Source organism: Micromonospora sp. NPDC049903 (assembly GCF_044460945.1).
GTDB lineage: Bacteria > Actinomycetota > Actinomycetes > Mycobacteriales > Micromonosporaceae > Micromonospora.
The window spans coordinates 54,385-79,666 of record NZ_JBITKL010000021.1; the positions used below are offsets into that span (position 1 = coordinate 54,385).

Consider the following 25,282-nt stretch of genomic DNA (forward strand, 5'->3'; position numbering starts at 1 on the left):
GGCAGGTTACCGCGTTCTCGACCGCCGCAGGCCGGTGAGCAGGTCGGAGGTCTCCCGGACGGCAGTGTGTCTCGGGCCGTGCAGCCGGGTCAGGTCGGCGAGCAGCTGGCCGAGTGTCTGCTCGGCGGCGTCCGGCTGGCCGGAGCCGAGTTGCAGCAGACCGATCTGCCGGCGTAGTTCCATCGTGCGGGGGTCGTCCTCGCCGAACGTCCGGCGGTGCTCCTCCAGCAGCTCGTCGAGCTGGCGCAGCGCCTGCCCGGTCTGCCCGGTCAACGCCTGGCAGGTCGCCTCTTTCAACCGGCACCGCAGCACGAGTTCGTTCTCACCACGGCCGGCGAGTTCCGCCGCGAGGTCCCCGAAGACCGGAGCCGCCGACCGGTAGTCACCGCCGTCGAACAACGCGCTGGCCAGATCGAACCGCAGGTCCACCACGTCCGGGTCCGTGGCACCGTACGCGGCGATGGCGGAATCGGTGGCGGCTGCGAGCACATCTGCGGCCTGGCGGTAGCGGGCCTGGGCAGCCAGCCGGCGGGCCCCGTCACGCGCCCGCCGCACCTCGGGCCGGCCAGCACGCGGTGCCTGCGGACGGCCATCGCGCCGTGGCTCGCGGCTATCAGCCTGCCGCGCCTCGGGAAGTGCGACCGCTGCCAGCGTGTCCGGCCGGTCGGCCCGTGCCGCAGCCACCCGGTCCGGCCGGTACGACGGCAACGGCGGCTGAGCGCGGCTGTCCGGCTCGGCCCCGGCGGTGCCGCCGAAGATTCGGCTGAGCATGGCCGCGTACATGCGGGTCGGGCTGGGCTCGGATGGTGGGCGCAGCACGCCCGGCCACGGGCCCAGTGGGTTGGCCAGGGGTATCAGGCGGCGATAGACGGTGGACGCGTCGGCGGGCCGGTCCTCGGGCTTCTTCTCCAGCAGGTCCAGGATGAGTCGCTCCAACTCGGCGGGGACGTCGTCGCGTACGCCGCGAACGGGCACCGGCGCGTGGGAGACCTGCTTGCTCATCACGTCGTACGAGGTCGAACCGGCGAACAGTTGCTCACCGGTGAGCATCTCGTGCAGGGTGCAGCCGAGCGCGTAGAGGTCCGTCGCGGGGCCGCTGATGTTGGCCTGGATCTGCTCCGGTGCCATGTAGGCAGGGGTGCCGAGCACCTGACCGGTAATCGTGATCTTCGAGAAGTCGGGCCGGTCGGGTGCCACGGCAAGGCCGAAATCCAGCACCTTGACGCCGCCGTCGGATTCGAGCATCAGGTTGCTGGGTTTCAGGTCCCGGTGCACCAACGACGCCCGATGCGCGACGGCCAGCACCGCACAGACCTGCGCGGCGATCAGGGTCGCCCAGCCCACGGGCAGCGGGCCCTGCTCCGCCACCAGGTCGGCGAGGCTGATGCCACGGATGCGCTGCATCACCAGGTACGGACGGCCCTCGTGGGTGCCGACGTCGTACACGGCGGGCACGCCGGGGTGTTCCAGGCGGGCGGTGATCCGTGATTCGCGGACGAAGCGTCGGACGTAGTCCTGGTCGGGTTGCCCGTCGGGGAAGCGGATGAACTTGACGGCTATCTCTCGGTCGAGCTTGATGTCCCGGCCGAGGTACACCTCACCCATCCCGCCCCGGCCGACGGGTAGTTCCTCCAGCTCGTACCGGCCGTTGACAATTGTTGCCATCCCGACCGCTCCTCCCGTCGTCGGTTCCCGCGCATCGCGGTCAGTCATGGTGTAGTGCCGGCCGGAGGTCGCCGCCGGCCAGGCCACGCAGGCCCTGCTCGACCAGGTCCTCCCCCAGTGCGCGCAGCTCCCGCAGCCCCGCTTCGAACGCCGTGAGCCGCTGGAACGCCTCGCCGTGGGCCCGCTGCTCGGTCAGTGACAGGCGGGGTACCCGGGTCCGACGGATGTCCCACCGCAGGGCCGGCGAGACGCCGTCGGAGGTGACAGCCCGCTGCGCGATCCGCAGGAAGCCGGCGAGGAACCAGGGATCGAGCCGGTCCGCGTCGACCCGTAGCAGGTAGAGCCGGGGCCCGAGCAGCGCCCCGGGCTCGCTGACCACCCGCACGGCCGGTCTGCGCGGTGCCAGCGGTGTCACCACATCCCCGACCTCGATGGTGACCGCGTCGTCGAGCCGGTCCGCTCGGCCTGAGGCGGGTTGGGCGAGCCGTACGTCCCGGGCGGTCAGCACGGGGTGTCCGCCCTCGCCGTCCGTGGTCAGCCGCTGCGGTGCCTGCCGGATGAGCAGCGCGCCGGTACGCAGCAGCTCGGCAATGGTGACCGTGACGATATCGTCGGCCGCCCCATCGACGGTGAGATCGGGCAACAGTGGCAGAAGGTTGGCAACGGCACTCCGCAGCCGCTCGACCGCGGGCGGGTAGTCAGTCGGCGGGCTGCTGGCAACCAGGTGCCGGCCGGGGCTGAGGTCAACCTCGTCGTCGAGCAGGTCGATGATCGGCACAGCACGGCTGCCTGCCGGTAGCCCGCCGGCCGGTTTGGCGTCAAACGCGGCCCACGCCTGTGTGGCCCGCGAAGAGTCGGTGCTGGCATCGACCACGAGCAAGTGTGCGGGTGGCCGCTCCCGGTGGGGCCGCTGAAGTAACCACAGGTTGGGGGCGGCAGCGGTAAGCGTGGACGCAGGCAGGCTGACCACCGCGCGCAGCGCACCGGCGCGCAGCAGGTTCGCCCGTACCCGCCGACCGGCACGCCTGCTGGCGGAGCCGGGCGGCATCAGGATCGCGACTCGGCCACCGGGCCGTACCTGGGCGAGGCAGTGCTGCACCCAGGCCAGTTCTGGTTCCCCGCGCGGCGGCAGGCCGTACTCCCAGCGGCTCTCGTCAACGACATCGTCGTGTCCCGACGACCGCTCGCCGAAGGGCGGGTCGCACAGCACGACGTCGGGCCGCCCAGGTGGGTAGGCCGCACGGCGTAGCGAATCACCGGCCACCACCCGGGCGGAAACTCCAGCCAGCAGCAGCCGCACGGCGGCCAGGCGGGCGTCGGTGACGCTGAGTTCCTGCCCGGACACCTCGACGGCGCCGGCTCGGCTCGCGGCGGTCAGCAGCTCGCCGATACCGCACGCCGGGTCCAGCACCCGGGCGCCTGCCACGTCGGCAAGCTCGACCATGAGTCGCGCATGATCCGGCGGGGTGACGCTCTGCCGTCGCGAGTGAACTTCCCGGTAGCGCTGGCAGAGGAAGTCGAAGACCGGCAGGTGGCCGTCCTGCTCGGCCGCTTCGACGGTGAGCCGGGCAATGACCACCTCGTCGCCGTTCGGCTCGTCGGTGATCAGATGGTCGATCTCCGGCAGGGCGTCGCGCAGTGCGGCGGGCAGCTCAGTGATCAGATCCGCGTCGGGCTGCTCAGCGAGGCGCTGCCAGCGCTTGGGATCTCGGTCGAGCAGCGCCAGGACGGCACCGAGGTAGCCGATGCGATCACCGATCAGCAGGTCACCGGTGGCGCCCCGCAACGACTGCCAGACGGTGTCCACCGGGCGCAGCACGAACGGTCTGCCGTGGCGGGCAAACCACGCCTGCACCTCCGCCAGGGCGTACTGCGGGCTGGCCGAACTGCCGCCCACCGGGGCAGGGAAGTCGGCGAAGCGGCGGCGCCAGTTGCTGACGGCCGCCCGACCGACGTTCGCCAGGCGAGCGATGTCGCCGGTGGCGGCGGTCGCCCGGCCGGCTGCGGCGGTGTGCGGTCCCACGTCCGGCCTCAGGCCGTACCGAGCCGGGCGAGGATGCCCCGGGTCTGTAGCTCGGCGATGTGCTCGGCGGCCCGTTGCGGTGCGGAACCGCCACGTACCAGCAGGCCCGCCTCGATGTTGCGATCGACCCCGGACTGGGTGAGGTTCGCGCTGGACAGCAGCAACGTCCGCCGGTCCGCCACGGCGATCTTGGCATGCATCCTGGCCGGTCTCTCTGCCCGTCGCTCGGTCGGCCAGTGCCACATCTCGACGCCGGGAACGCCCGCGAACGCGGCGGCCGGTTCCTTCCCACGTAGCGCTCCGGCGGCTCCCGACAGCGTCTCCACCACGACGACCACGGTCACGCCCCGTGCCGTCGCCGCCGCCAACTCCGTCAGCAACGGCCGGTACGCGGTGGCCGAGTAGGTCATCAGCAACAGTTCACTGCGGGCGTCGCGGACCAGATCGATGAGCACCTGCGCGGTCGCCCGCACCGGAACAGGGTGGGTGCTCGGCCCGCTCCACACCGACTCGACCCGCACCGCCGCCGACCGTTGCGCGTGTCCGGCGGCGAGTCCGCGCAGGTAAGCCGCCGCCTCGGCCTCGGACAACCCGGACTCCTGTCGGGCGGCCAGCACCGCCCCGGCAGCCTCGGCGAAGCCGGACACCGGCACGGCATGGCGGACCGCCTGCTCCGGCCAACCACCGCCGAGCCGGTCGGCCAGCACCCGCAGATGTGCCGGCCCGAGCCGGTGCACCGCCGCCTCGGCCGCCGCCTCGAAGGCCGGTTCCCAGGTCACGGCATCTCGGGAAAGAGGGCCAGCGCCGGGTCGTCGATCGGTACGACGAACCGGCGATCCAGGAACCGGTTGCCGCGTTCGCAGGTGGTCTCGGAGACGAAGAGGCAGACGTGGCAGGCGGCACCGTGCAGGAACTCGGCCGGCTCGTGTGGCAGCCGCTCGGCGCAGAGCGGGTCGGAGGAGCAGTGCAGGGCATCGTTGAGCGCCCGGCGGGTGAGCCGGACCAGTGCGTCGGGCTCGGCAAGCGACACCAGACCGCCGAGTGTTCCCTCGGCATCGGGCACGGCGGTGTAGATGAGGATGCCGGCACGATGTGGGTCCTCTGCGGTGCCGGAGTAGATCCGCTCGGACAGGCTCGCGGAGCTGTAACCGCATTCCAGGGCGATGGTCCGGATCAACAGGTGCGACAGGGTGTGCAGGGCGATGAACCGCTCCCCCGGCCAGTGCCTCATCGGCTCGAAGCCGCCTCGGATCCGCCCGGAATAGCGGCTACGCCGGAACCTTCCGTACGCCTCCCGGTGGGTTTGCATGGTCTCGGTGTCGGCGACCCGGGCCTCCCAGTCGGCCAACAGGTCCTCCGGCAGTCGCAGGAAGATCCCCTCGCCGCGTACCTCGCTGGCCGGCACCCACTCCAACCGGGCCCGGGCCAGCGGGGCACGCTGGACCAGGTCCGGATCCATGGGGTCGGGGGCGTCCAGGCGGGTGAACCCGACAAGCGCCCGCACCTCGCGCAGCCGTTCGGCCTGGATGACGTCGGCGTAGATCTCCTTCAACTGAGCCGGCACCCCGTCCGGGTCGCGGCGCAGGGTGAAGTCGTCGCTGGCCTCGGGCAGTTCGGCGGCGGAGAAGATCTCCCACTCCGGCGTGTGCAGGTCCGGGTAGCCGCTCTCGTCGTCGTCGCCTTTCAAGCCGGCGCGGTGCCGTTCCACGGCCGCCCAGATCTGCTCGTCGGTCCACCTGTCGAACTCCCGCAGCGTCGGCACGGCGGCGCGGGCGAACGGCAGGAAGGTGACGCTCTCCATCTTCTCGAAGGTGGACCAGTGCTGCACCACCTTCGCCTGCAACTCGCTGACGCCGGTGGGCGGCACGGCGAGGGCGGAGAGCGTCTGCGCGAACCACTGGTTGGACGCGCCCACCACCAGCAGCTTCAGCTCACCCTTGCACCCACCCGATTCGAAGTCACCCAGGTGGGCCCGACGGCTCCGGCAGCGGGGCAGCTTCTGCGCGCCCCGCGGACCGAGGACCTCCTTCATGTTGCGCCGCGCCCCGCACGGCACACACCGGATCTCGACGTTGGCACCGAGGTTGCCGCCCCGATCGTTCATCCGGAGCTTCGGGTGGGACACGTCCGGGCAGGCGCCACCCTGGTGCACGAACTGGGTGTAGGGGAAGTCGTCGAGGTGCCCGTGCGAGCAGACCAGCACGAACCGGGCCGCCACCGCCATCGGCCGTCGACCGGACTTCTTGCGCCCGCAGACGGTGTGGAAGAACCGGGCCTCGTGTGGCTTACGGGCCTTCGTGTTCTCGAAGCCGAACACGCCGCCCTCGATCGGGGCCAGTTCGTCGCAGGCGGTGCAGCGCAGCCAGCCGGGAAACGGGGTGATCGGCACGCCGACCTTCGAGGCCGGGCTGTTCGGCTCGTCGCCGCCGTCCATCCACGGCGCGGGCCGCAGCTCCTTGATCGACTTGTCGTTGAGCAGCTTGCGGACGGCGGCGAGCAGCCGGGGCTCGGCGATCGGCTCCCAGTCGGGCACCGCGTTGTGGTTCCAGTCGTCGAGGCCGCGAACCAGCACGGAGAAGTTCGGCAGGTCGACGATGGCGCCGACACCGGTGGTGAACATCAGGTGGCTGGGGCGGACTGCACCGACCCGCCGGAAATGCCTGCCTGCCATCAGTTCCCCTTTCCGGCAAGCGTCGACTCGCCCATCTCGTCCCCGGGAGGCCGGTCCTCGTCGCGGACGTCGTCGCTGGGCGGCCCGAACGACCATTCCGGCGCCCCGTACAGCGCGTCGAAGAGCTTGTCCCCGGCGGGCAGCAACAGGTTGATCTCGTTCTCCGTCTCCCGCATCGACTGTCCGACCGTCAGGTCGGTCCACCGCCCGGCACCGGCCCGTTCCAGCAAGCCGACAAGGCGCTGCTGTTTGAAGCTGCCGTGGTCGTAGCCGAGCCGCACGGCACCGGTCTTGCGCTTGTTCCACTCGTCCCGCAGCCGGTTGATCCGCTCCAGCAGGTAGTCGCGGCCACGCTCCCCGGCGATGTCCTCGGCCCGCTGCATCAGCCGGCCGACGATCCGCTGCACCTGCGGGCCGTCCAGCGGCACGTCGTGCGCGTCGGTGTTGCGGGAGAACGTCTCCTCCGCGTTGCGCACGGCCGCGACCAGGGTCGCGGCGGTGCCCCGGTCCAGCGACCGCCGGGTGTACGGGGTGACCGACAGCGCCTCCACCTGGCGGTAGAAGGTCGCGTGGTAGTACTCGAAGTCCTCGTAGTGGGCCAGGTCCCGGGGCCGGGTCCAGTTATAGAGGGTGACCACCAGTCCGGGACGACGGGCATCTCGACCGACCCGGGAGGACGCCTGGATGTACTCGGCGGTGTTCTTCGGCTGCCCGGTGACCACCATCAAACCGAACCGGGACACGTCGACGCCCACCTGAAGCATCGAGGTGGCCAGCACGACGTCCACGGGTGTCTGGCCCTCGTTCTGCCGCTTATAGAAGCGGTCGGTCAGCGGGTGCATGGCGAGTCGCGGATTCGAGGCGGTCTTGGCCTTCATCGCCTCCCGGATGTCCTCGGCGATCGCCCTGCGCCGGGCGGTGGTGTCGGTCTCCGGATCGAACCCGATCTCCAGGCGCTTGAGGACCTCGCTGATGTCCCCGGAGGAGATGCGGGAGGTCAGTTCCTGGACGTTGAGCATCAGCGAGCCGGTCAGCCGGTCGGACATGCCCTTACGGCGGCCGTGGGTGCGGACCCGGGTGGTCACGTCGTCGTCGAGGAGCCGACGCATACCGGCCAGCTCGCGGGTGGCGCTGAAGTAACCCACCAGGGTCTGGTACGGGTCGGCGGGCGCGCCGTACCGGTCGAAGAGGGTCTGCCCGGCGAGCAGCAGGATCTCCGCCAGTCGGATCTCGGCCGACTTCAACCGCACTCCGTGAGCGCAGACGCCGAGGTAGCGGCGGCCCGGGTTGTCGACGGTGACCGGCACCTGGCGGCTGAAGAACGTGTCGGTGATGTCGATGACCGGCGGCGGGAAGACCGCCAGATCCCGGCCGAAGACGCCGAGCACCTGGGACCGGGCCCGCTTGGTGGTGGCCGTCGACGCGACGATCTTCGGCCCGGTGGTGCCGCCACCCGGCAGCGGCCAGGTGCAGAGCTGGTCGACAGCCGCCTCGAAGAGACCGACGGTGGTGCCGAGCGCGCCGGAGATGAGGTGCAACTCGTCCTGGATGATCAGATCCGGTGGGCGCAACCGGATCACCGGCTGGCTGCTCACCGCCTCCAGACTGCCCTTCTTGTTGTGTCGGGAGCCGCAGCCGGTGCGGGTGTCCAGGTCGTCGTGCCGGTAGCCGTGCCGGGGGCAGTACTCCCGCACCCGGCCGAAGAGCAGCCCGGCGAAGCCCCGCCACGGCAGCTGGGCGAGCTTGTCGACGGTGGCGATGACCAGGCTCGGCGCGTATCGGTAGATCTCCTCGTCGACGGTGAGGATGGGCAGGCCCTCGGTGCTGCGGGTGCGCGAGAACGGGCAGGCTCCGGCCCCTTCCCCCTCCGCGCAGAACAGCAGTACCCGCCGCAGATCCTCCTTGGGTTCGAGATCCCGCTCGGCGCGCAGCTTCGACCCGCACCACGGGCAGCTCAGGGTCTGCAACACGTTGGTGAACTTGCCGTGGCCGGCTTCACGCGCCTCGGCGATCTGCCCCGCCGCCTCGTCGTACCAGTTCGGCGACACTCCCCCGCCGACCCAGAGCCCGATGCGGAACGGCTCGCCGCCCCAGGTGCGTTCGTCGCGCTGCCGCAGCACCTCGGCGGCGCAGATCAGCGCGGCGGCCCGCTGGAACTGCTGGGCGGTCAACAGCCGCAACGTGTACCGCATCAACACCGACACCCCGGCGTTGCCGCTGCGCGCGTCGACCCCGGTGCCGACCACCCCCTGGAGCCTGCGGATGGCGAAGGTGAACGCGGTCAGGCCGAGGTAAGCCTCGGTCTTGCCACCACCGGTCGGGAAGAACAGCAGGTCCACCACCGCGTCGCGGTTCGCGGCCCGCTCCGGGTGCGCCGGGTCGGTCAGCGACGGCAGATTCAGCAGCACGAACGCGAGCTGGAACGGCCGCCAGGAGGCGGCGACAGCGCCACGCGCGTCGACGGCGGCCTTGGCGTCCGCGTACGACAGGCCCTGTTCCTCCCGCAGCCGGGCCACCTCGCTGTGCCGCCGCTGCAACGCCATCGCCTGGTTAGCAAACCGGAACGCAGCCAGCGCCTCACCGTGCCGGGGCGCGTCCGGGTCGGTCAGCAGCGCGATACCGGCCCGGATCCGCGTGGCAGCCTGACCGGCGGTGAAGACCGCCCGCTCTGCGGTCGCCCGCAACGGCTCCGGCAGCTCGGGGATCTTAGATTCCTCGCCGTCGAGCCACGATTCGTACCCGTCGGCGAGAATCGCCAGCCCGGTCCGCAGCCGGTCGATGTCGACGACGGCCAAGGTGTCCATGGACAGCTCGACCTCGGCCAGTCGGGTGCCCTTGCCCACCGGCGCCACCGTCGCCGGCACGTTGTAGGTGGGCAGCCAGGTGGTGAACAGCTTGTGTGCGTAGCGTTCCCCGGACCGCACCCAGGGGTGCACGGCCACGTTGCGACCGGCGGCGTAGCGGCGCTGCGACCGGTACAGCAGCCGAAGGTGCGTCTCCTCGTCGTCGTCGCTGATCCCCTTCACCCCGTCCAGCGGGTCGTCGATCGGCAGGAACACGGCCGCATGCCCGTCCAGGGCGGTCACCGTCAACGCCGACTGGAACAGCCAGGCGGTGTCCGCGTTGCTCTCCGGCTCAAGCTGCGAGTTGATCAGCGCGAGCTGCACCACCCGTCGCCCATCGCGCCGCCGGACCTCCACCGCCAGATGCACACCCGGCGCGTCCTGGTCGGCCACCGTCAGCGGAATCCGGTACGAGGTGTCCCCGTCGAGCCGGACCTCCTTGGCGCACGACACCGGCTCGCGATACCAGACGCGGCTCTTCTTGCCCTTCTCGTCCTCGCCTTCGCGCAGGTCGTAACGCCCCCACTCGACGGTCACCGACAACACGTCGGTGTCGCCGGCCACCGCGAACGACAACCCCATCGAGGAGGCCCACATCTTGCCCAGGTTGAGCGGCGTGACCACCTCCGGCAGCTCCGCCTCGCTACCGTCCCCCTGCACGGCGGCGTCCACGTCCTGCACCTCGGCCGAGTCCCGCTTGTCGGCGCGTGGCCGCTGCTTCGGCCCAAGCATCCCCACCAGGTACCGCTCACGAGGCCCCATCGCCCCCGGCCGGAACTCCTCCTGCTCCCCGTCCCACGGCCCGAGCAGGTCCCGCCCGATCAACTCCTCCAACTCGTCCCGCACCTGGTAGGAGGTCGCCTCGGGAAAGCTCTGCGGCATGTCGAGCGGCGGGCTCAGCGCCTGCTGCTCGCCGCGAGAGTGCGGGAAGAGCCCGCCCTGGGCGTCGATCGCCATTACGGTTTCCTCTGTTGCCCGAGGTGCTGCTGACAACAGGTGCTCGCATCCATCCGAAATTGCCTCCATGACCGGTTGCTGCCACGCGGCTGGTCGAGGCAGCCGAGCTCGACCGCTTTGGCGAACACTTTCGGCGAATCAGTCTCCTGATAACGCCGCGACGGACCGCCTACTTCGTATTTCAGAATGCTCTTCGGGTTGTTTAGCATTCCCGTGTCTCGGTTTTGGTATTGCCTCGGCACTCTCCAGGACGACGCTGTACCACTCAATGCATCCGGAAACAGAAGCAGCCACGCCTCGATTGCTGCCGTTGACAGCACGTAGTGAGCCCTGCCGAACCGCTGTTCAAGCACCCGCTGTACCCTAGCCCGCTTCTCGATGTACTCGTCACCATCGGAGACGTCGAGATCCTCGTGCACAAAGACGCAGGCAAGTTCAGCATTCTCCCGCGCCGCGCGACCCTTCGCCAGCCTTAGGAGAGCGTCGACACGAGCTTCAAGCGTCCCCTTCGCATCCCGCAGCCGTGCAGGATCCCTGATCTCGACAAGCCGGCCCCGCAACTGAGGGCAAATTTCCTCCAGCAAGATTCGCATGGACTCCCGGTCGTTGCTATCTTCGCCGACGAGTACTACAACAGGCTTACGGGTGGCGCGGATCCGAGTTCCACCACGCGCCCTCACAGGTCACCGCCGAGTGCGCCCGAAAACCACAATCTGCCGAGCGGCTCTCCCTCGCTCGCCTGGACGATTCGCTCGATGTCCTCGATCGACACAGCGGGGATCACCGACGCGCCGTCGTCGTCGCGCTCGCACACAATGAGCTCATGCGGGGCGAGCTGGTCGGCCAAGGCGGGGGAATGAGTCGCCACTAGCAACTGCGTAATTTCGCTGGCCTCCCGCAACCTCGTAACCAACAGCTCCAAGGCTTGGGGATGAAGACCGTGGTCGATTTCCTCGATGCAAGTCAGAGCAGGCGGCTGTGGGTCATAGAGGAGAGCCAGCAAGCCAAGTAAGCGGATCGTGCCATATGAGGCGTCAGCTAACTGCGTTGCCCGCCGCAGCCCACGCTCGCGCAGCATAACAACGACTTCTCTGGCCGCGCCAGAGGGGCGATCAAACTCGATGTCGTCCAACTGCGGCAGCACCTCTTTTGCATCATCGACCAACTGCCGCCATGTGTCGGGGCGCTGTTCAGATAACGTGAAAAGAAACGCAGCTAGGTTAGATGCATCGTCGCGCAGCACCTCGGTGTCTCCTCGCGGAAATCGTGACGGTCGGCGAGCGGCGTCTACGTGCACCTCAAACGCTCTGAAGGATGAAAGGCTCTTCGCTATTGTTGCAACCTCCCCTCCTCCCCAGTCATGACTAAGCCGCGGAAGCGTCGACAGAGCGCTACTAAAACGGGTAATCCCAATATTCTTCGCGACGGGCCCGATTTCCTCTCGACTGGCGGCAGAAACCGAAATCTCCTCCCCACTCACCGAAATTTCCTGATGGCTACCCCTCGGAAGTCGATACCGGAATGATTCGCGACGGAAGAGCTCATTCGACCGCCTCCAGACCCCCAAACGGTATTCGTCCGGGTTTTCCGGATTGCTGAACGGTGTCCAAGTCGCCGCCAGGCTGATGCTCATCGCGGCAGCCCGCTCATCCCCACCACGGAAGAGAACCTGGTCGAACCCACCTCGTTGCTCTAGGGCCGGCGCGAGATCGGTCTGTATAATGTCGGCCAAGAATCTAAAGACGTCCAAGAGATTTGTCTTGCCGGCACCATTCGGCCCCACCATGACAGCCAAGGGCCCCAATGGCACGGACACCTTTTGCAGGCTCCGAAAGTTCTCGACCTCCAGCCGCACTAGGCGATTTTGTATCCCCACCGCTATCCCCACTTCCACTAAAAGAGACTCGCCTGATTCTGCCGACCGACCATCTTCTCATGAAGACCAACAGCGACCTCTTCAGCGTGGCGCTGATGGTTCAGCTCCAGCAGTCGGTCCAAAATCTCGCGCTGGATCGCTGGGCCAATGGTGTATCGGGTGTAGGCTCCGGCCTTGTGGAAGCCGTGGTCGAGGCCCGACGCCAGCAGGTCGTTCCAGCCATAAGCTCGGCACACCTCCACGTCGATGTGCCGGTGGATCCGCCGCAACTCCACGATGTCGTCGTCCTGGCAGGCTGGGTCGAACACACGGTTGTAGTTCGCCGTTAACCCAACCTGCCGGCTCAGCATCACGTTCCGCCGATAGGCGTCGAGATGTTCGCCCAGATTCTGCAACTCGGGAGTGACCTCCGGCAGTGGAAGCGTCTCAAAGACGTCGGACGGGGTGTAGCGGAGGTCAGCCTTCATAGACGAAGCCCGGGTGACAGCCCACCAGTAGTGCGGGGCGCTCGACAGAAACGCCAGCATCGCCGGCTCATCCGTAGCGAACACCCCAAGCGCGTGCGAAAACACCTGGCCAGTTGGCACCATCATCGGCATCACGGTCTTACTCACCAGCGCGATCACGACGACCCGATGCAGGCCAGCAATGGCTCCATATAGGGCTGGACGCTTGTCGGCATAGTGCCAATAGCGGTCAGGCAAGGGCTTGCGGAGAGCAAAGCTACCGTCCGGCTTGCGTCGCTGTCGTTCCGGGCGGACCTCGCGTTCCACAATATCAAAGACTTCGCCAAACAGGCGTGCCCGCTCTTTGGACCAGTCAAAGAAGTTAATGACCCAGCGGCTCGCCGAGCAGTCTGGGCGTGAGTTGAGATCCTGGCCGTTGAGATAGGGGAAGAGGATCTCTCGGTGCCGCTCGTCCTTGGCGATTAACGCCTCGGCCGCGGCCGGCTCCATCGTGAAGCCCATGCCCAGCACGTACGAGCCAATGAAGGAGGTCCCCGCGTTTCGCACCAGGCGGTACGGGTTGCCCGTCACCCGTGACTGGGAGTCCAGGGACGATGTGATGCCGACGACCGGCACTCCGTCCACGCATCGCTCGGCGTTCGCGTGTAGCGCAGCCCGGCTGGTCCACACCGCACAGAACTCCAACACCGCCGACCGGGACGGCCAAGGTCGGCTCTTGATCGCCTGGCGAATGGTGGAGCCGCCTGCGACGACCTGGTCGAGGCCGACCTCACGGGTATCACCCTGCGCTAGGGTGTTGGTGGCGATCAGGCCGGTCTGCCCGCCGCTCGAAAGCAGATCGTGCGCTCGGAGCACGAAGTATGCGACCAGGTCAGCATTTCCCTTCACGCCTTGTCCGAGCACCGCGACGAGATACTCCCGATACGCGAGACCCATTGCCCCACTAATCTTCTTGCCGCCAAGAAAGGGCGGGTTGCCGATGATGGCGTCGAAACCGCCGCGCTCGAAGACCTCGGGAAACTCTAGAGGCCAGTGCAGGGGATTTCGATCGAAGGTACGCGACGCCTGTTCGCTGGCCAACCAATCGCGCGCCTGCGCATCCAGCGTCTCGAGGCCGCCGCCCTGCGCAAGATGCTGCGCCAGCCTGCCGACCCGTTCAGCGATGATGACCGAATCCTGGCCGCGCTTAACCGACGCCAATGACGCCCCGGTCACAAGATCGGCGTAGGCATCGGCCCGACGCCGCAGGGTTCCTGCCTCGCAGAGCAACCGCCGCTTCTCCAACAGCGCTTCTGAAGTGTCCGGTAGTGCGGCAATTCTTTGCCGCAACTCCAAGACTAGAGACAGGTCCCTATCCAGCCGCAAATCGTTGACTACGCTCCCAGGCAGCACGGCCAGTTTACCGAGGCCAAGCAGCGAGTCGCCGGCGACAAGCCTGTCATCGAGGAAGGTAAAGGGAAGCTGCGGGTCCATTGAGACCAGCCAGAGCGACAACTTCGCCATCTCCACGGCCATCGGGTTAATGTCTACCCCGTACAGGCAATGCTCGATGATCTGCCGCCGCGCTTCGATGACCAGCGGGTCGTCGTCGGCGCCCACCGTCCGGTTGACGCCACGCTGCCGGTAGGCCAGCGCCCGTTCGTCGCCCTCTCGCGACCATGCCTCGATCAGGTGACCGGCCAGATAACGCGCGGCGGCTACTAGGAACGCTGCCGAGCCCATGGCGATGTCGGCGACCTTGAGGGCTAGGATCTCCGCTTCAGACTTCGGCTTCCACTGGGACCTATCGGCCGTCTGCAACGGTCCCGGCTCGTAGACCAGCGGTTCCAAGGCACCCTCCACGACTTCCTCGGCGAGGAAACGTGGCGTGTAGTGGGTGCCGGTGTTACGACGCATTGCCGACTCAGTTACATAGAGTGCCCCAGGCAAGATCACCACGGGCAGTCCGCGCAGGTCCGTGCGGATAATCCCAACGAAGGGCAGTAGTCGCTCGGAGAGCTGATAGGCGCCACCAGTAACGGCGAGAAGCCTCCTACGGGCATCCTCGCGTTCCGCGCCGTCTAGCGGCGTGAGCTTCTTCGCCAAGGCCGCAGCCGAGCCGATTCTCGAGTCCTTATACTCGACGGCGAGCGCATCGGCCAGCCCCGGCAAATCGACCATCTGAACGGCAAGTGCCTCCAGGTCTGTGAGCGGGACCTCTTCCTCCAGTCCATCCTTGCCGATCAGGCCGATGGTGACATCCTCGGAGCGAAAGCCCTCGAAGGAGAGCAGGCCCTCGTATACGTACCCAACCTGTTCGACGTCGAGGGTGCGGAAGCTGACCGTGCGGCGTTCCCGCGAGCGGCCGGTGCCGACCTGGACGTATTGCACCGCGCGGAGCATGTGCAGCACGGTCCGGTCGTCGACGGTCAGCGGTAGCCAGTCGTACCGCTTGGGGTCGAACAGCGAGCCGTCGTGGCCGTGCAGGGTGAGTCGGGGGTGGTCGATGCCGTGGTAGACGGCGTTGAACAGGGCGCGCAGCCGGTGCCACGCGGCGGTGCTGTGTTCCAGGTCCTCCTCGCTGCCCTCGGTGACCCGCTGTTCCAGCTCCGCGCAGAGCCGCCCGGCGGAGTACGCCGTCGCGTACAGCTCGTTGTCGGCGGGGAGCAGGCGGCGTTCCTCCGCGAAGAGCAGGAAGACGATCCGCATCATCACCGCAACGGAGCCGCGGTAGACCTCGTGTGCCTCGATATGGGCCAGGCCGCGTCCGCCGGCTTCCCGTTCACGCACGTCGATCCGGCCGATGGCGGCGACGAGCAGTTCGACGGCTTGGCGGACCTGGACGCCGAGCGCCTCGGTGATCTCCTCCTGGCTGCCGAGGCTGTCGCGCAGCAGCGGCACCAGCCGCTCGGTGTCGGTGACGCCGAAGAACCGGTGCCGGGACAGCAGCGAGACGAAGGCACGGACCACGTCCCGTTCGGCGGCCTCCGGCCAGGAGACGGCGTCGAAGGTGGCGGTGGTGGTGACGCCGCCGCGTGGCGCCCAGACCAGGGACCACCAGCGGCCGTCGGTGGCCAGGCCCAGCTCGATGTTGTGATGCCGGCACAGCAACGCGAGCCGGTCGGCGGGCGTCGCCGCCCAGGTGGAGTCCTTTACCCGGGCGGTGGGTTGCTGGCCGGGCGGGCAGATCAGACCCAGCAGCCGTACGCTGTCCGGCTTGACCTCCTCCCCCAGCTCGACCAGAGCGAACGACGGGCGCAGCTCGGTGTCGTGTTCGGCGACAGTGTGCGCCAGCTCGTCGAGGTTGTCGGTGTGTCGGGTGTCGCGCCAGTCGAGCAGTTCGCCCAACACGTACCCGATCCAGTCCTGCTGGCCCGCGACGGTGTCAGCCTGCCAGGTGGTGTGTTCCTGGCGCAGCCGTTCGCGGCTGCGCTTGTCCAGGCTGTCGAGGGTGGGCCAGGTGCGGCGCAGCACTGGCAGGCTGAGGAACGGGCCGTTCACCTCGACCAGGCTCAGCCAGTTGCGGTGCTGCTCGACGCCGTCGGGGGCCGGACGGCGGAAGCTGCGGCTCATCGGGTGGCCTCTCGCTTCGGTACGACGAAGACCACGGCCACCGGGAAGCTGTGGTCCTTCGGATTGCGGTAGCGGGCGTCGACCGCTTCGAGTTCGCGGTCGCGTTCGGTCTGTAGGGCCTTCAGGCGTTCGTCCCAGGATTGGCGGTCCTTGCGGTACTGGGCCAGTTCTTCCTTGCTCTTGCTGGCCTCGGCGCGGCTGATCAGCGCCTGTTCGGTCTCGCTGTCGTCGGCGTCGAGCGCACCGCGCAGGGTGGCGGCGAACTGGTCGAGGTTGTGGACGATGCGCTGCCGTTCGGCTTCCTTTCGTTGGGCGAGCTTGCGGTCCAGCGACTCCTGCCGGGCCTTTGTCCGCCACTCGATGGCCGAGAGCAGGCCGTCGCGGACGCGAGGCCAGCGTTCGGCCAGCCGGGCCTGCACGACCGGGGCGGCGGGGATGCCGGTGGCCAGCGCCTGGTCGAGGACGGCCTTAAGCGTGGTCAGGTTCTCCACGCGGCGGAATCGGCCCAGCTCGGGTGCCCAGCCGCCGGCGTACAGGACCTCTTCGTGCAGCCGGACGCCGTCCGCGCCGACCAGCACGAACCGGGAGTACGCCCCGACCAGCACGTCCTCCAGCGACGGGTCGTCGCTGACCACGGCCGTGACCCGGTACAGGCCGATGTCGGGGTTGGAGACGGCGGCGCGCAGCAGCCGGGTCGACATGGCCACCAGGGGGTGGTTGAGGTGGGCGAGGACGATGCTGTCGCGGTCGACCTTGGCCACCTGCGGATCGAAGGTGACCGGCAGTTGGCGGGGCGGCTCGTCACCGTCGGTGAGTTTGGCGGTGAGTCCGGCGCCGGCACGTTGCCAGGAGCCGGTCAGCGGCGGCACCGTGTGCAGGTCGTCGAGCAGGTGCGTGTCGTCGACGTGCCGGGTCAAAGGCTGCTGGCGGGCCAGATCCAGGGCGGTCTCCACCACCCGCTTGATCGCGGGCGGGGTGATGCCGAGTTCCTCGACGGTCTTGTCCAGGTCGGCCCGGAGCTTGCGGACCTGCTCCCGCACGTTCGACTCGGTGGGCACGCTGGGCTTCTTCTTGCCTGCCTGGTCTACGTCGATGGCGACCTGCTCGCCGAGCATGCGGCGCTGCACCGCGTCGGAAAGGACGGCGTTGACCGAGCCGAGGTCCTCCTCCATCCGGGCGACCTTCGTGGCGACCCGGGACAGGAACTCCAGGTCGGCCTCGAACGCGTCGACCGGCTTTCCGAAGCCGGTGCCGACGAAGTGCTGGATCTCCGGGTGGATCGTCTGGCCGTACCGGTCGATGCGGCCGATCCGCTGTTCCAGCTTGTTCGGGTTGAACGGGATGTCGTAGTTGACCAGACGGTGGCAGTGGTTCTGCAGGTCGATGCCCTCGCTGGCGGCGTCGGTGGCGAGCAGCACCCGCACCGGCCGCTCGGTCGGGTGAGCCTGGAAAGCGAGTCGGATCTGCTCCCGCTCGTCGGGCGGGGTGCCGCCGTGCAACAGGGCGAGGCCGTCGCCGCCGAGGCCCTCCTGCCGGAGCAGGTCGGCCAGCCAGGTCTGGGTGTCGCGGTACTCGGTGAAGACGACGACCCGCTCGTTGATCCAGCGCAGGCCGTCGGGGCGGCAGATCGCGGTCAGATAGTTGATCAGCTCGCGCGCCTTGGCGTCGGGTTGGGCCTCCTTACGTTCGGCCCAGTCGAGCATCTTCTCCAGCAGAGCCGTCTCGTCGTCGGTGGGGTCGGGTTGCATTGGGCGGACCCGGTTGAGCGCGTCGTCCTCGGCGTCGGCGAGTTGCTCATCGTCGTAGGTGGCCATGTCGTCCATCAGCTCGTCCAGCCACTCCGGCACGTCGTCGCCAACGGTCAGGCTGGGCGAGCCCTTCCGGCTGGCCAGGGTGTCGAGATAGACGCGGACGGTGTGGGCGAACGCGGCCGGGCTGGAGAAGAGTCGCTTCTTGAGCAGCAGGGTCACCAGGTCGGTGGCCTTGCGGCCACGCTGGGAGTGCAGCCGCTTGCGGCGCAACTCGGCGAACTGGGTGAGTAGGGCGTGGATCTGCCGCTCGTCGTCGGGGTAGATGACCGGGATCGCGGACGCCTTTCGCTCCACGAATCGGGGCGTACCGTCGGGGTTCTCGATGTCCCGCTTGAGCCGACGCACGACCGTGTCCGTCACCGCCGCCGGGTCGGGTTTGACGCCGCGGGCGAAACGCTGGTTGTCCAGGATCTCCAGCAGGGCGGTGAAGGACGCCTGGTAGCCGTTGTGCGGAGTCGCGGAGAGGAACAACCGGTGGGTGAAGTGCGGGGCGAGCCGACGGATCAGCTTGGTCTGCTGCGAGTCCACCGCGTAGATCTGCTTCGGCGCGGCCGGGGCGACGTGGTGCGCCTCGTCCAGGACGAGCAGGTCGAAGGTGCGCGGATAGGTCGGGCCGTCGGCGGGCAGCACCTCGTCCAGGAGTCGCTGTGCCTTCTGGCCACGCAGCCAAGGCAGGCTGACGATGCTCAACGGGTACACCTGGAACGGGTTGGCGGCCGAGCCGTGGCTGCGGCGGACGGCGGCGCAGCGTTCCGAGTCGATGATGGTGAAGTCGAGGCCGAACTTCTCGGCCATCTCGTCGCGCCACTTGAGGGTCAGCCCGGCCGGGCAGACGATCATGATGCGGCGGGCCCGGTGGCGCAGCAGCAGCTCCTGGGCGACCAGCCCGGCCTCGATGGTCTTGCCGAGGCCCACGTCGTCGGCGAGCAGCAGGTTGACCCGGGGCGCGTCGACCGCGCGGGCGACCGGTTCGAGCTGGTAGTCCTCGATCGCCACGCCGGAACGGAACGGCGCCTGGAGCGTCCGCACGTCCGCCGACGTGACAGCCCCCCAGCGGACCGCGTCGAGGAAGGCGGCCAACCGCTGCGGCGAGTCGAACCTGCCCTCGCCAACCTCGGGAAGAGAACCGCTGGGCAGTACCTGCCGGCCCGGCTCGACTTCCCAGATCACCTCCAGGGTGTGGCCGTAGCGGCCGTCCTCGACGCTCTGCAACGTGACGAGGGTGCTCTGCCCGGCCCGCTCGATGTTGCTGACCACCCAGCGCTGGCCACGTACGGCGACCAGCTTGCTGATTGCCGGCTCGTCGACCTTGCCCGTCATGCTCGGCATCGCGCTCCCATGTTCACTTGACCCCCACTCGAACTCAGCGACCGTACGTCCGCTTTGTGCAACGATGGGTCACCCGAAAGGATTGTTTGTTCGGTTCACAGCCCGACACGAGGTAGCTAGAAGACCAGTGGACTGTGGTCCGGTCAATCGGACTGGCTGTCGGCTAGACGACACCGGATGGATCAGCTTCGAGTCGACGAACCTTCGCGTCGGGGTGTCAGCGGGGCCGGTGATGGAAGTACCGCTCCCCGGGCCAATCCGTCAGCGGTGAGTTGGACGAGTTCGGCGCCGAGTTTCGCGGTCTGCCGGATCGCCGACTCGAAGGCGTCCAGCCGCCGGAACGCCTCCCCGTGTGCCCGCTGCTCGTCGAGGGAGAGCCGTCGCACCTGGGCCCGTCGGATGTCGAAGCGCAACGTGCCGGAGAGGCTCGACGCCTGCTTCTCGTTCGTCGACGTCCGCAACTGCCCGGCCAGGAACCACGGGTCCAGCGCCGCCGGGTTGGGCCGCAGCAGATAGAGGTTGCGTCCCAGCAGCGCCCCGTCGACCGACACCACTCGGGCGGTGAGGCTCCGGGCGACCATCGGCACCACCACGTCGCCGACGGCGAGCGGGATCTCCTGACCGAGGCGACCGTCGTCGCGACCGGACGGGCCTTCGCCGTTGATCACGTCCTGCACGGTGAGTACCTGCGGTCCACCGCTGGCCGCCTCGCTCTCGTCTGTCGACGCGGCTCGGACTGGGCCGAGCAGGTGCAGTGCGCCGGATCTGGCCAACTCCCCCACCGTCAGGAACTCACCGTCCGGCCCGTCGGGGGTGGGCGTGACCTGCGGCATCAGCGCCGCGAGGTCGCCGACGACGGCAGCGAGTCGTTCTCTGGTGCGTACCAGATGCGCTCCGGTGTCCACGCCCGATGCGGCGGGCTGCCGGCGGGCGGGGGTCAGGTCGACCTCCTCGTCCAGCAGCTCGATGACCGGCACCGCGTGCGCGAAGCCGGTCTCCCCGATGCCGGTGTCGGCGTCGAAAGCTCGCCAGGCGGCGAGGATCCGGGGCGCGGTCTCGGCCAGGTCGCCGCTCGCCGCGTCGACGAGCAGCGCCCGCACCGGTGGCGGCGCGTCGGGCGCGGGTCGCCGCAGCACCCAGAGGTGCAGCGGTACGCCATGCGGCGGTGCCGCCCCCGCCGCCAGCGCAACCACGGCGCGCAGTGCGCCACGGCGCAGCAGCTCGGCGCGGATCCGTCGGCCCGCGCGGCGGCTGGCCACGGTGGGCGGCATCAGGAGTACGGCAGTCGCCTCGGGCCGCAGGTGGGCCAGGACGTGCTGGACCCAGGCCAACTCCGGTTCGGTACGCGGAGTGCTGGCGACGATCCAGCGGGGGTCGGTGCCGAGTTCGTCGTCGCCCCAGTTGGTGGCGCCGAACGGCGGGTGGCAAACGACGGCGTCGAACGTCTCGCCGGCAAACCGGTCCGCACGGATCGAGTCGCCGACGTGCACCTCGCCGGGCACCTCCCGCAGGGCCAGCCACAGTCCGGCGAGGCGGCCCAGGTCGTCGTCCAGTTCCTGCCCGTACGCCGAGGTGTATCCGGCACGGACGGCGGCCCGCAGCAGGGCTCCGGAGCCGGCGGCCGGGTCGAGGACGGACCCGTCGCCCGGACCGGTCAGCCCGATCATCAGGTCGGCGAGTGCGTCAGGAGTGGCGAAGGCACGACCGGGGCCGGGTGCGGAGAAGCGTTGCCACAGCTCGTCGAACGCCCCCTGTGGACCGAGTTCGTCGGTGAGGGTGTCGAGGTCGGGCACCAGCGGTGCGAGGTGTGGGTCCTCGGGACGGGTGCGTCGTCCGCGTTGCCGGGCCAGCAGCAGCGCGCCGACGGCGGCGAGGCCGGCGGCGGAGGAGTCCTTCGTGGCGGCGAGGCGTCGCCAGAGCCGGTCGGCGGTGGCGAGTTCGGGGAGTTTGCCCTGGGCGCGTAGCCACTGCTCGACCTGGATCAGGTCGAATTCGGGGCTGGCCGGGGTGCCGCCGATCGGGTGGGGGAAGTCGGCGTGCCGTTTGCGCCAGTTGCTGACGGCGGCCCGACCGACGCCGGCGAGCCGGGCGATCTCCGCCGCCGTGATGGTCGGTGTCTCCTGCACGGTCGAAGTGTGTCACACCCGTCAAGCATGATGTCTGTTGACAGAGTTCACGGACGATGCTCCTATTGACGCCGCCACACTCACATCGGGAGGACAACGATGCGCAAGACCACGACTTTCGCCCTGCTCGCCACCGCTCTCGTCGCGCTGGGCTGCGGCGCCGGCGCCACCGAGGAGGTCGCCGGCACGGCTGGTGCCAGCGGGGAGAAGGCCGCGAAGATCGGTGACGCGGCTCGGGACGGGAAATTCGAGTTCACCGTCGAGTCCAACAAGTGCGGGGTCAAGAAGGTGGGCAGCGACCTGCTCGGGGCCAAGGCTCAGGGCCAGTTCTGCCTGGTCACCGTCAACGTCAAGAACATCGGCAAGGAGTCGCAGATGTTCGACGGCAGCAGCCAGAAGGCGTACGCGGCCGATGGCACCGAGTACTCCGCCGACGGCTCCGCCGCCCTCTACGCCAACAAGAACGCCGAGACGTTCCTGAACGACATCAACCCCGGCAACCAGGTCACCGGCGTGATCGTCTTCGACGTCCCCAAGGACGTCGAGCTCACCAAGCTCTCGCTGCACGACTCGATGTTCTCCGGCGGCGTGGTCGTCGCGCTGAGCTGAGACGGCGGCACGTCGCCGCTCGGGGCGGGTCCCGCGAAGCCCGCCCCACCAACGCGTCCCTCCCCCGCACCACCCTCATTCCGAATCTCTACGCGAGGAGATCCGCCATGAACCGTGCGACGCCACGGACGAACAGCCCTCTCGGTCGCCCATCGAGCCGCCGGGACAGCCGGCGCCCTCACCAGCCAGCTCTTTTCGAGGCCACGCCCACTGAACCGCCGCCCCGCGAACTGTCGTCCACCTACCCGACGACCGTCTATCGGCTGCGCACCACGCCGACGTACGACGGTCTCACCGCTGCGCTGCACCACCGCTACCTGCGGGAACAGGGATTCACCGCGCAGCGGCGAACCGTCGGCGACTCGCCGGCGCTGCTGGTGTACGGCGTCGTCGCCCGACAGCGCGCCGACTGGTGCGACCCGCTTGCCTCGCTGACCGGTGAGGAGATGGAACTGGGCTACAGCACCGGCGGCTCCGCGCTACTGCTGGGGGTCGACGCGCAGGCCTACGCGCTGACGTACGGCACGCTCGGCCGATTCATGATCGCCGAAGACGCCATGGACCCCACGTTCGGCATCGACTTCGCCGTGCGCGCGCTGGTACCCGAGGACATCCGCCAGATCCGGCGCCGGGTGATGGGTACGCGCGGGCGGGTCGACCGCAGCCTGGTGCCCGGCGGCACGCACATCCGAATGTACGGCATCGACAAGTGGGGAGAGATCGTCGGGCAGATCAGTGGCCGGACCGACAACCCGAGGCTCACCGAGTGTCGTCGCACGCGGCGCGCGATGCGGGTGACCGGGAGTGACTCCCTCCAGCTCCGACTGGCTGTCGCGCCTGCCGGCCTCCGGGCTGACCTACGCGAGGTGACCCGGGTCTGCCGCCAGGCGTCACCGCTGGCGGATTTGGAGTTCATCACGCAGATCCGTCCGGTCCGTTCCACGGACAGCCGGTTGGCGACGCTCAACGACGAGCTCGATCGGCAGTTGGGGCAGGACGTTCCCGCAGACGTCGGTGTGGCGGTGCCGGGACACGCGGTGGAGGTCGTGGGACAGGCCGGCTCGTACACGATCCGAATTCCTCGGTCCGGGCGCCGCCGGTCGGTCTCTCCCGACCTGGAGCTGGCCGACCTCCTCGCACACACCCGTGGGGTGCCCCCCGGCCGGCGGTGGGAGAGCATGCGCACGGGGCAGATCACCGTGTGCGCCGATGCGACGGGGCAGGACGAGATCGCCACCGCTCCCGCCTCGCACTGGCTCACCGCCCAACTGTCGCACCGCACGAGTCAGCTCATGCTGCACGAGGGCCGCTGGTACGAGATCGGTGACCAGCACCGGCGGTTCCTGCGCGACGAGATCGACCAGATCCTGGCCCGTCCCAGCGGAGTCGTCCTGCCGGCCTGGCCACCCGGTGAGGACGAGCAGACCTACAACCGGCGCTCGGCGGGTACGGGCATGGTGCTGCTGGACCGCAAGCTGCTGCGTACGGGCCAGCATCCCCGGGGTATCGAGGGCTGCGACCTGCTCGGGCCCGATGACGAACTGGTGCACGTCAAGCGGGCGGACACCAGCGCACCGCTGAGCCATCTGTTCGCCCAGGGCGCGGTCTCCGTCGACGCGCTGCTCTATGACAAAGAGGCACGACGGGCGCTGATCGAGATGGTGGCGCAACAGTCCGGGCGGAGGTTGGCACCAGGCTTCCGGCCGAGGAAGGTCGTCTACGCCATCGCCCTGGGTTCTGGCCGCCCGGTCACCTCGACGACGCTGTTCACGTTCGCGCAGGTGGCGCTCTATCGGGCAGTGAAGTCACTGCGGGCCGAGGGCGTGGAGGTCGAGGTCGTCGGGATCAACGCACCCGAATCGACCTGACGTCCGGTGACCATTCCGTCTCTCACGCCACAACGATCGGGAGGGAATCGCTGTGCCGAACGACCGGAACATGCCGCCAGACGCGGAGACTCTCGAGACCGGCGCGGAGCAGATCGTCGTGCGCCGGTACGTGCAGGAACGGTTAGCCGACCTGCCGACCCGACCGGAGGATGTCGATGCCCGGCTTCGCGGCCTGCTGGACCTTTACGAGGAGTTGAACGCGCGAGGCCATCCGGAGCCGTTGACGCTGCTGGCCGGCGTGCTGGGCATACCGGTAGAGATTCTGGTCGGTCATCTCCGGGCAGCGCAACGAAGGTGAGCAGTCCGCCCCACGTGGTGCCCGTCCGGCCCGATGCCGTAGTGCTCATGGAGCAGCCGCGTGGCGCCTTCGCGGGGAGTATGTCGAGGTAGATCTGGTGACACGAATCCGGTCCTACCGGTGGTCGAGGTTCCGCAGCGTCGGCCTGCGCCTCGACAGCATGAACGGGTCAGCTCGACAGCAGCCGAAGCGGACACGGTGGCCGGGGCCATTAGCCCATGCCACCGTGTCCACGCCGGCAGAGATGGCGCCGGCCGCTCCGTGACGTCCAAGACCACTCACCCGGCGGGAACGCGGGTGCGTTGGGTCCAGACGACGCAGACCAGCACGACCAGCGCGGCGAGGATCGACGCCGCGCTCACGGTCTCGGCGAGCAGCAGCGCGGACCAGAGCAACGTCAGCACCGGCTGGGCGAGTTGGATCTGGCCGACCTGGGCGATGCCGCCTCGGGCCAGGCCCGCGTACCAGGCGAAGAAGCCCAGGAACATGGAGACCACGGTGAGATAGCCGAAGGCCGTCCAGGCGGCGACGTCGGCCGTCGGCGGGTGGGTCACGGCGGCCGCGGCGGTGACGGGCAGGGTGACCGGCAGCGAGAGCAGCAGGGCCCAGCAGATGGTCCGGGCGCCGCCGAGTTCGCGGGCGAGTGCGCCGCCTTCGGCGTAGCCGAGGCCGCAGAGGACGACGGCGGCCAGCAGATAGAGGTCCGCCAGGGACAGCGCGCCGTGCACGGTGCCGGTGGCGACGAGGAAGGCGAGGACGGCGAGCAGTCCGGCGGCACTGGCGAGCCAGAACCGCCTCGGTGGGCGTTCACCGGCGCGCAGCACCGCGAACACGGCGGTCATGGCGGGCAGGACGGTGACGACGACGGCGCCGTGGGCGGCGGTCTGGGTGGTCAGGGCCAGCGAGGTGAACAGCGGGAACCCGACGACCACGCCGAGGGCGACGGTCGCCAGGCGTCGCCACTGGCGGCGGGTGGGCGGCCGGGCTGCGGTGAGTCGCAGGTACGCCCCGGCGAGCAGCGCGGCACCGACGGCTCGGCCGAAGGCGACGAACCACGGGTCGAGGTGCTGCACGGCGACGCGGGTCGCGGGCAGTGACAGGGAGAAGGCGAGGACGCCGAGCGCGCCGAGGGCGAGGCCGAGCGGCCGGTCCACCGTTATCGCCGT

General features: G+C 69.0%; 14 protein-coding genes. 3 read left to right on the top strand and 11 right to left on the bottom strand.

Features of this window, described 5'->3' with window-relative positions; all coding sequences use genetic code 11:
• Positions 1-6: 6 nt before the first annotated feature.
• From ACIBO1_RS25265 to ACIBO1_RS25310, 10 genes are all read right to left on the bottom strand, one after another.
• A complete protein-coding gene (locus tag ACIBO1_RS25265) occupies positions 7-1,665 on the bottom strand; it encodes a protein kinase (protein ID WP_396750658.1) in 1,659 nt (552 codons plus the stop codon).
• A 40-nt stretch (positions 1,666-1,705) separates the two neighbouring features.
• Positions 1,706-3,688: a class I SAM-dependent DNA methyltransferase gene (locus ACIBO1_RS25270; protein WP_396750660.1), complete on the bottom strand. Its 1,983-nt coding sequence runs from the start codon at positions 3,686-3,688 to the stop codon at positions 1,706-1,708.
• A gap of 8 nt (positions 3,689-3,696) precedes the next feature.
• Positions 3,697-4,467, bottom strand: a complete 771-nt coding sequence (gene drmC, locus ACIBO1_RS25275) for a DISARM system phospholipase D-like protein DrmC (RefSeq protein ID WP_396750662.1) — start codon at positions 4,465-4,467, stop codon at positions 3,697-3,699.
• Entirely contained in the window at positions 4,464-6,359 is a 1,896-nt protein-coding gene (gene drmB, locus ACIBO1_RS25280) for a DrmB family protein (protein ID WP_396750664.1), read from the bottom strand. The genes drmC and drmB overlap by 4 nt, the downstream gene beginning before the upstream one ends.
• A complete protein-coding gene (drmA, locus tag ACIBO1_RS25285; RefSeq protein WP_396750666.1) occupies positions 6,359-10,159 on the bottom strand; it encodes a DISARM system helicase DrmA in 3,801 nt (1,266 codons plus the stop codon). The genes drmB and drmA overlap by 1 nt, the downstream gene beginning before the upstream one ends.
• Positions 10,159-10,752 (bottom strand): hypothetical protein, encoded by a 594-nt coding sequence (locus ACIBO1_RS25290; protein WP_396750668.1) that lies wholly within the window; start codon positions 10,750-10,752, stop codon positions 10,159-10,161. The genes drmA and ACIBO1_RS25290 overlap by 1 nt, the downstream gene beginning before the upstream one ends.
• An 83-nt stretch (positions 10,753-10,835) precedes the next feature.
• Positions 10,836-12,014 (bottom strand): AAA family ATPase, encoded by a 1,179-nt coding sequence (locus ACIBO1_RS25295; protein ID WP_396750670.1) that lies wholly within the window; start codon positions 12,012-12,014, stop codon positions 10,836-10,838.
• Positions 12,015-12,052: 38 nt separating this feature from the next.
• Positions 12,053-16,054: an Eco57I restriction-modification methylase domain-containing protein gene (locus ACIBO1_RS25300; protein WP_396750672.1), complete on the bottom strand. Its 4,002-nt coding sequence runs from the start codon at positions 16,052-16,054 to the stop codon at positions 12,053-12,055.
• A complete protein-coding gene (gene drmD / locus ACIBO1_RS25305; RefSeq protein ID WP_396750674.1) occupies positions 16,051-19,194 on the bottom strand; it encodes a DISARM system SNF2-like helicase DrmD in 3,144 nt (1,047 codons plus the stop codon). Before drmD ends, ACIBO1_RS25300 begins: the two co-directional genes overlap by 4 nt.
• A gap of 182 nt (positions 19,195-19,376) precedes the next feature.
• Positions 19,377-21,320 carry an N-6 DNA methylase gene (locus ACIBO1_RS25310; RefSeq protein WP_396750676.1) on the bottom strand — a complete coding sequence of 648 codons (1,944 nt, stop codon included), beginning with the start codon at positions 21,318-21,320 and terminating at the stop codon, positions 19,377-19,379.
• A gap of 99 nt (positions 21,321-21,419) precedes the next feature.
• On the opposite strand from ACIBO1_RS25310, the gene ACIBO1_RS25315 reads away from it, so the two are divergent.
• From ACIBO1_RS25315 to ACIBO1_RS25325, 3 genes are all read left to right on the top strand, one after another.
• Positions 21,420-21,929: a DUF4352 domain-containing protein gene (locus ACIBO1_RS25315; RefSeq protein ID WP_396750678.1), complete on the top strand. Its 510-nt coding sequence runs from the start codon at positions 21,420-21,422 to the stop codon at positions 21,927-21,929.
• A gap of 107 nt (positions 21,930-22,036) precedes the next feature.
• Positions 22,037-23,797: a DUF6119 family protein gene (locus ACIBO1_RS25320; RefSeq protein ID WP_396750680.1), complete on the top strand. Its 1,761-nt coding sequence runs from the start codon at positions 22,037-22,039 to the stop codon at positions 23,795-23,797.
• 52 nt (positions 23,798-23,849) lie between these two features.
• Positions 23,850-24,116 carry a hypothetical protein gene (locus ACIBO1_RS25325; RefSeq protein WP_396750681.1) on the top strand — a complete coding sequence of 89 codons (267 nt, stop codon included), beginning with the start codon at positions 23,850-23,852 and terminating at the stop codon, positions 24,114-24,116.
• Between the two features lie 278 nt (positions 24,117-24,394).
• Here ACIBO1_RS25325 and ACIBO1_RS25330 read toward each other — a convergent pair whose 3' ends face one another.
• Positions 24,395-25,270: a DMT family transporter gene (locus ACIBO1_RS25330; protein ID WP_396750683.1), complete on the bottom strand. Its 876-nt coding sequence runs from the start codon at positions 25,268-25,270 to the stop codon at positions 24,395-24,397.
• Positions 25,271-25,282: the final 12 nt, after the last annotated feature.

What these genes read in the sequence shown, in the direction of transcription:
- ACIBO1_RS25300 (WP_396750672.1), bottom strand. Translation starts at nt 16,054, where the DNA reads ATGAGCCGCAGCTTCCGCCGTCCGGCCCCCGACGGCGTCGAGCAGCAC.
- ACIBO1_RS25265 (WP_396750658.1), bottom strand. Translation starts at nt 1,665, where the DNA reads ATGGCAACAATTGTCAACGGCCGGTACGAGCTGGAGGAACTACCCGTC.
- ACIBO1_RS25320 (WP_396750680.1), top strand. Translation starts at nt 22,037, where the DNA reads ATGAACCGTGCGACGCCACGGACGAACAGCCCTCTCGGTCGCCCATCG.
- ACIBO1_RS25290 (WP_396750668.1), bottom strand. Translation starts at nt 10,752, where the DNA reads ATGCGAATCTTGCTGGAGGAAATTTGCCCTCAGTTGCGGGGCCGGCTT.
- drmD (WP_396750674.1), bottom strand. Translation starts at nt 19,194, where the DNA reads ATGCCGAGCATGACGGGCAAGGTCGACGAGCCGGCAATCAGCAAGCTG.
- ACIBO1_RS25315 (WP_396750678.1), top strand. Translation starts at nt 21,420, where the DNA reads ATGCGCAAGACCACGACTTTCGCCCTGCTCGCCACCGCTCTCGTCGCG.
- drmA (WP_396750666.1), bottom strand. Translation starts at nt 10,159, where the DNA reads ATGGCGATCGACGCCCAGGGCGGGCTCTTCCCGCACTCTCGCGGCGAG.
- drmB (WP_396750664.1), bottom strand. Translation starts at nt 6,359, where the DNA reads ATGGCAGGCAGGCATTTCCGGCGGGTCGGTGCAGTCCGCCCCAGCCAC.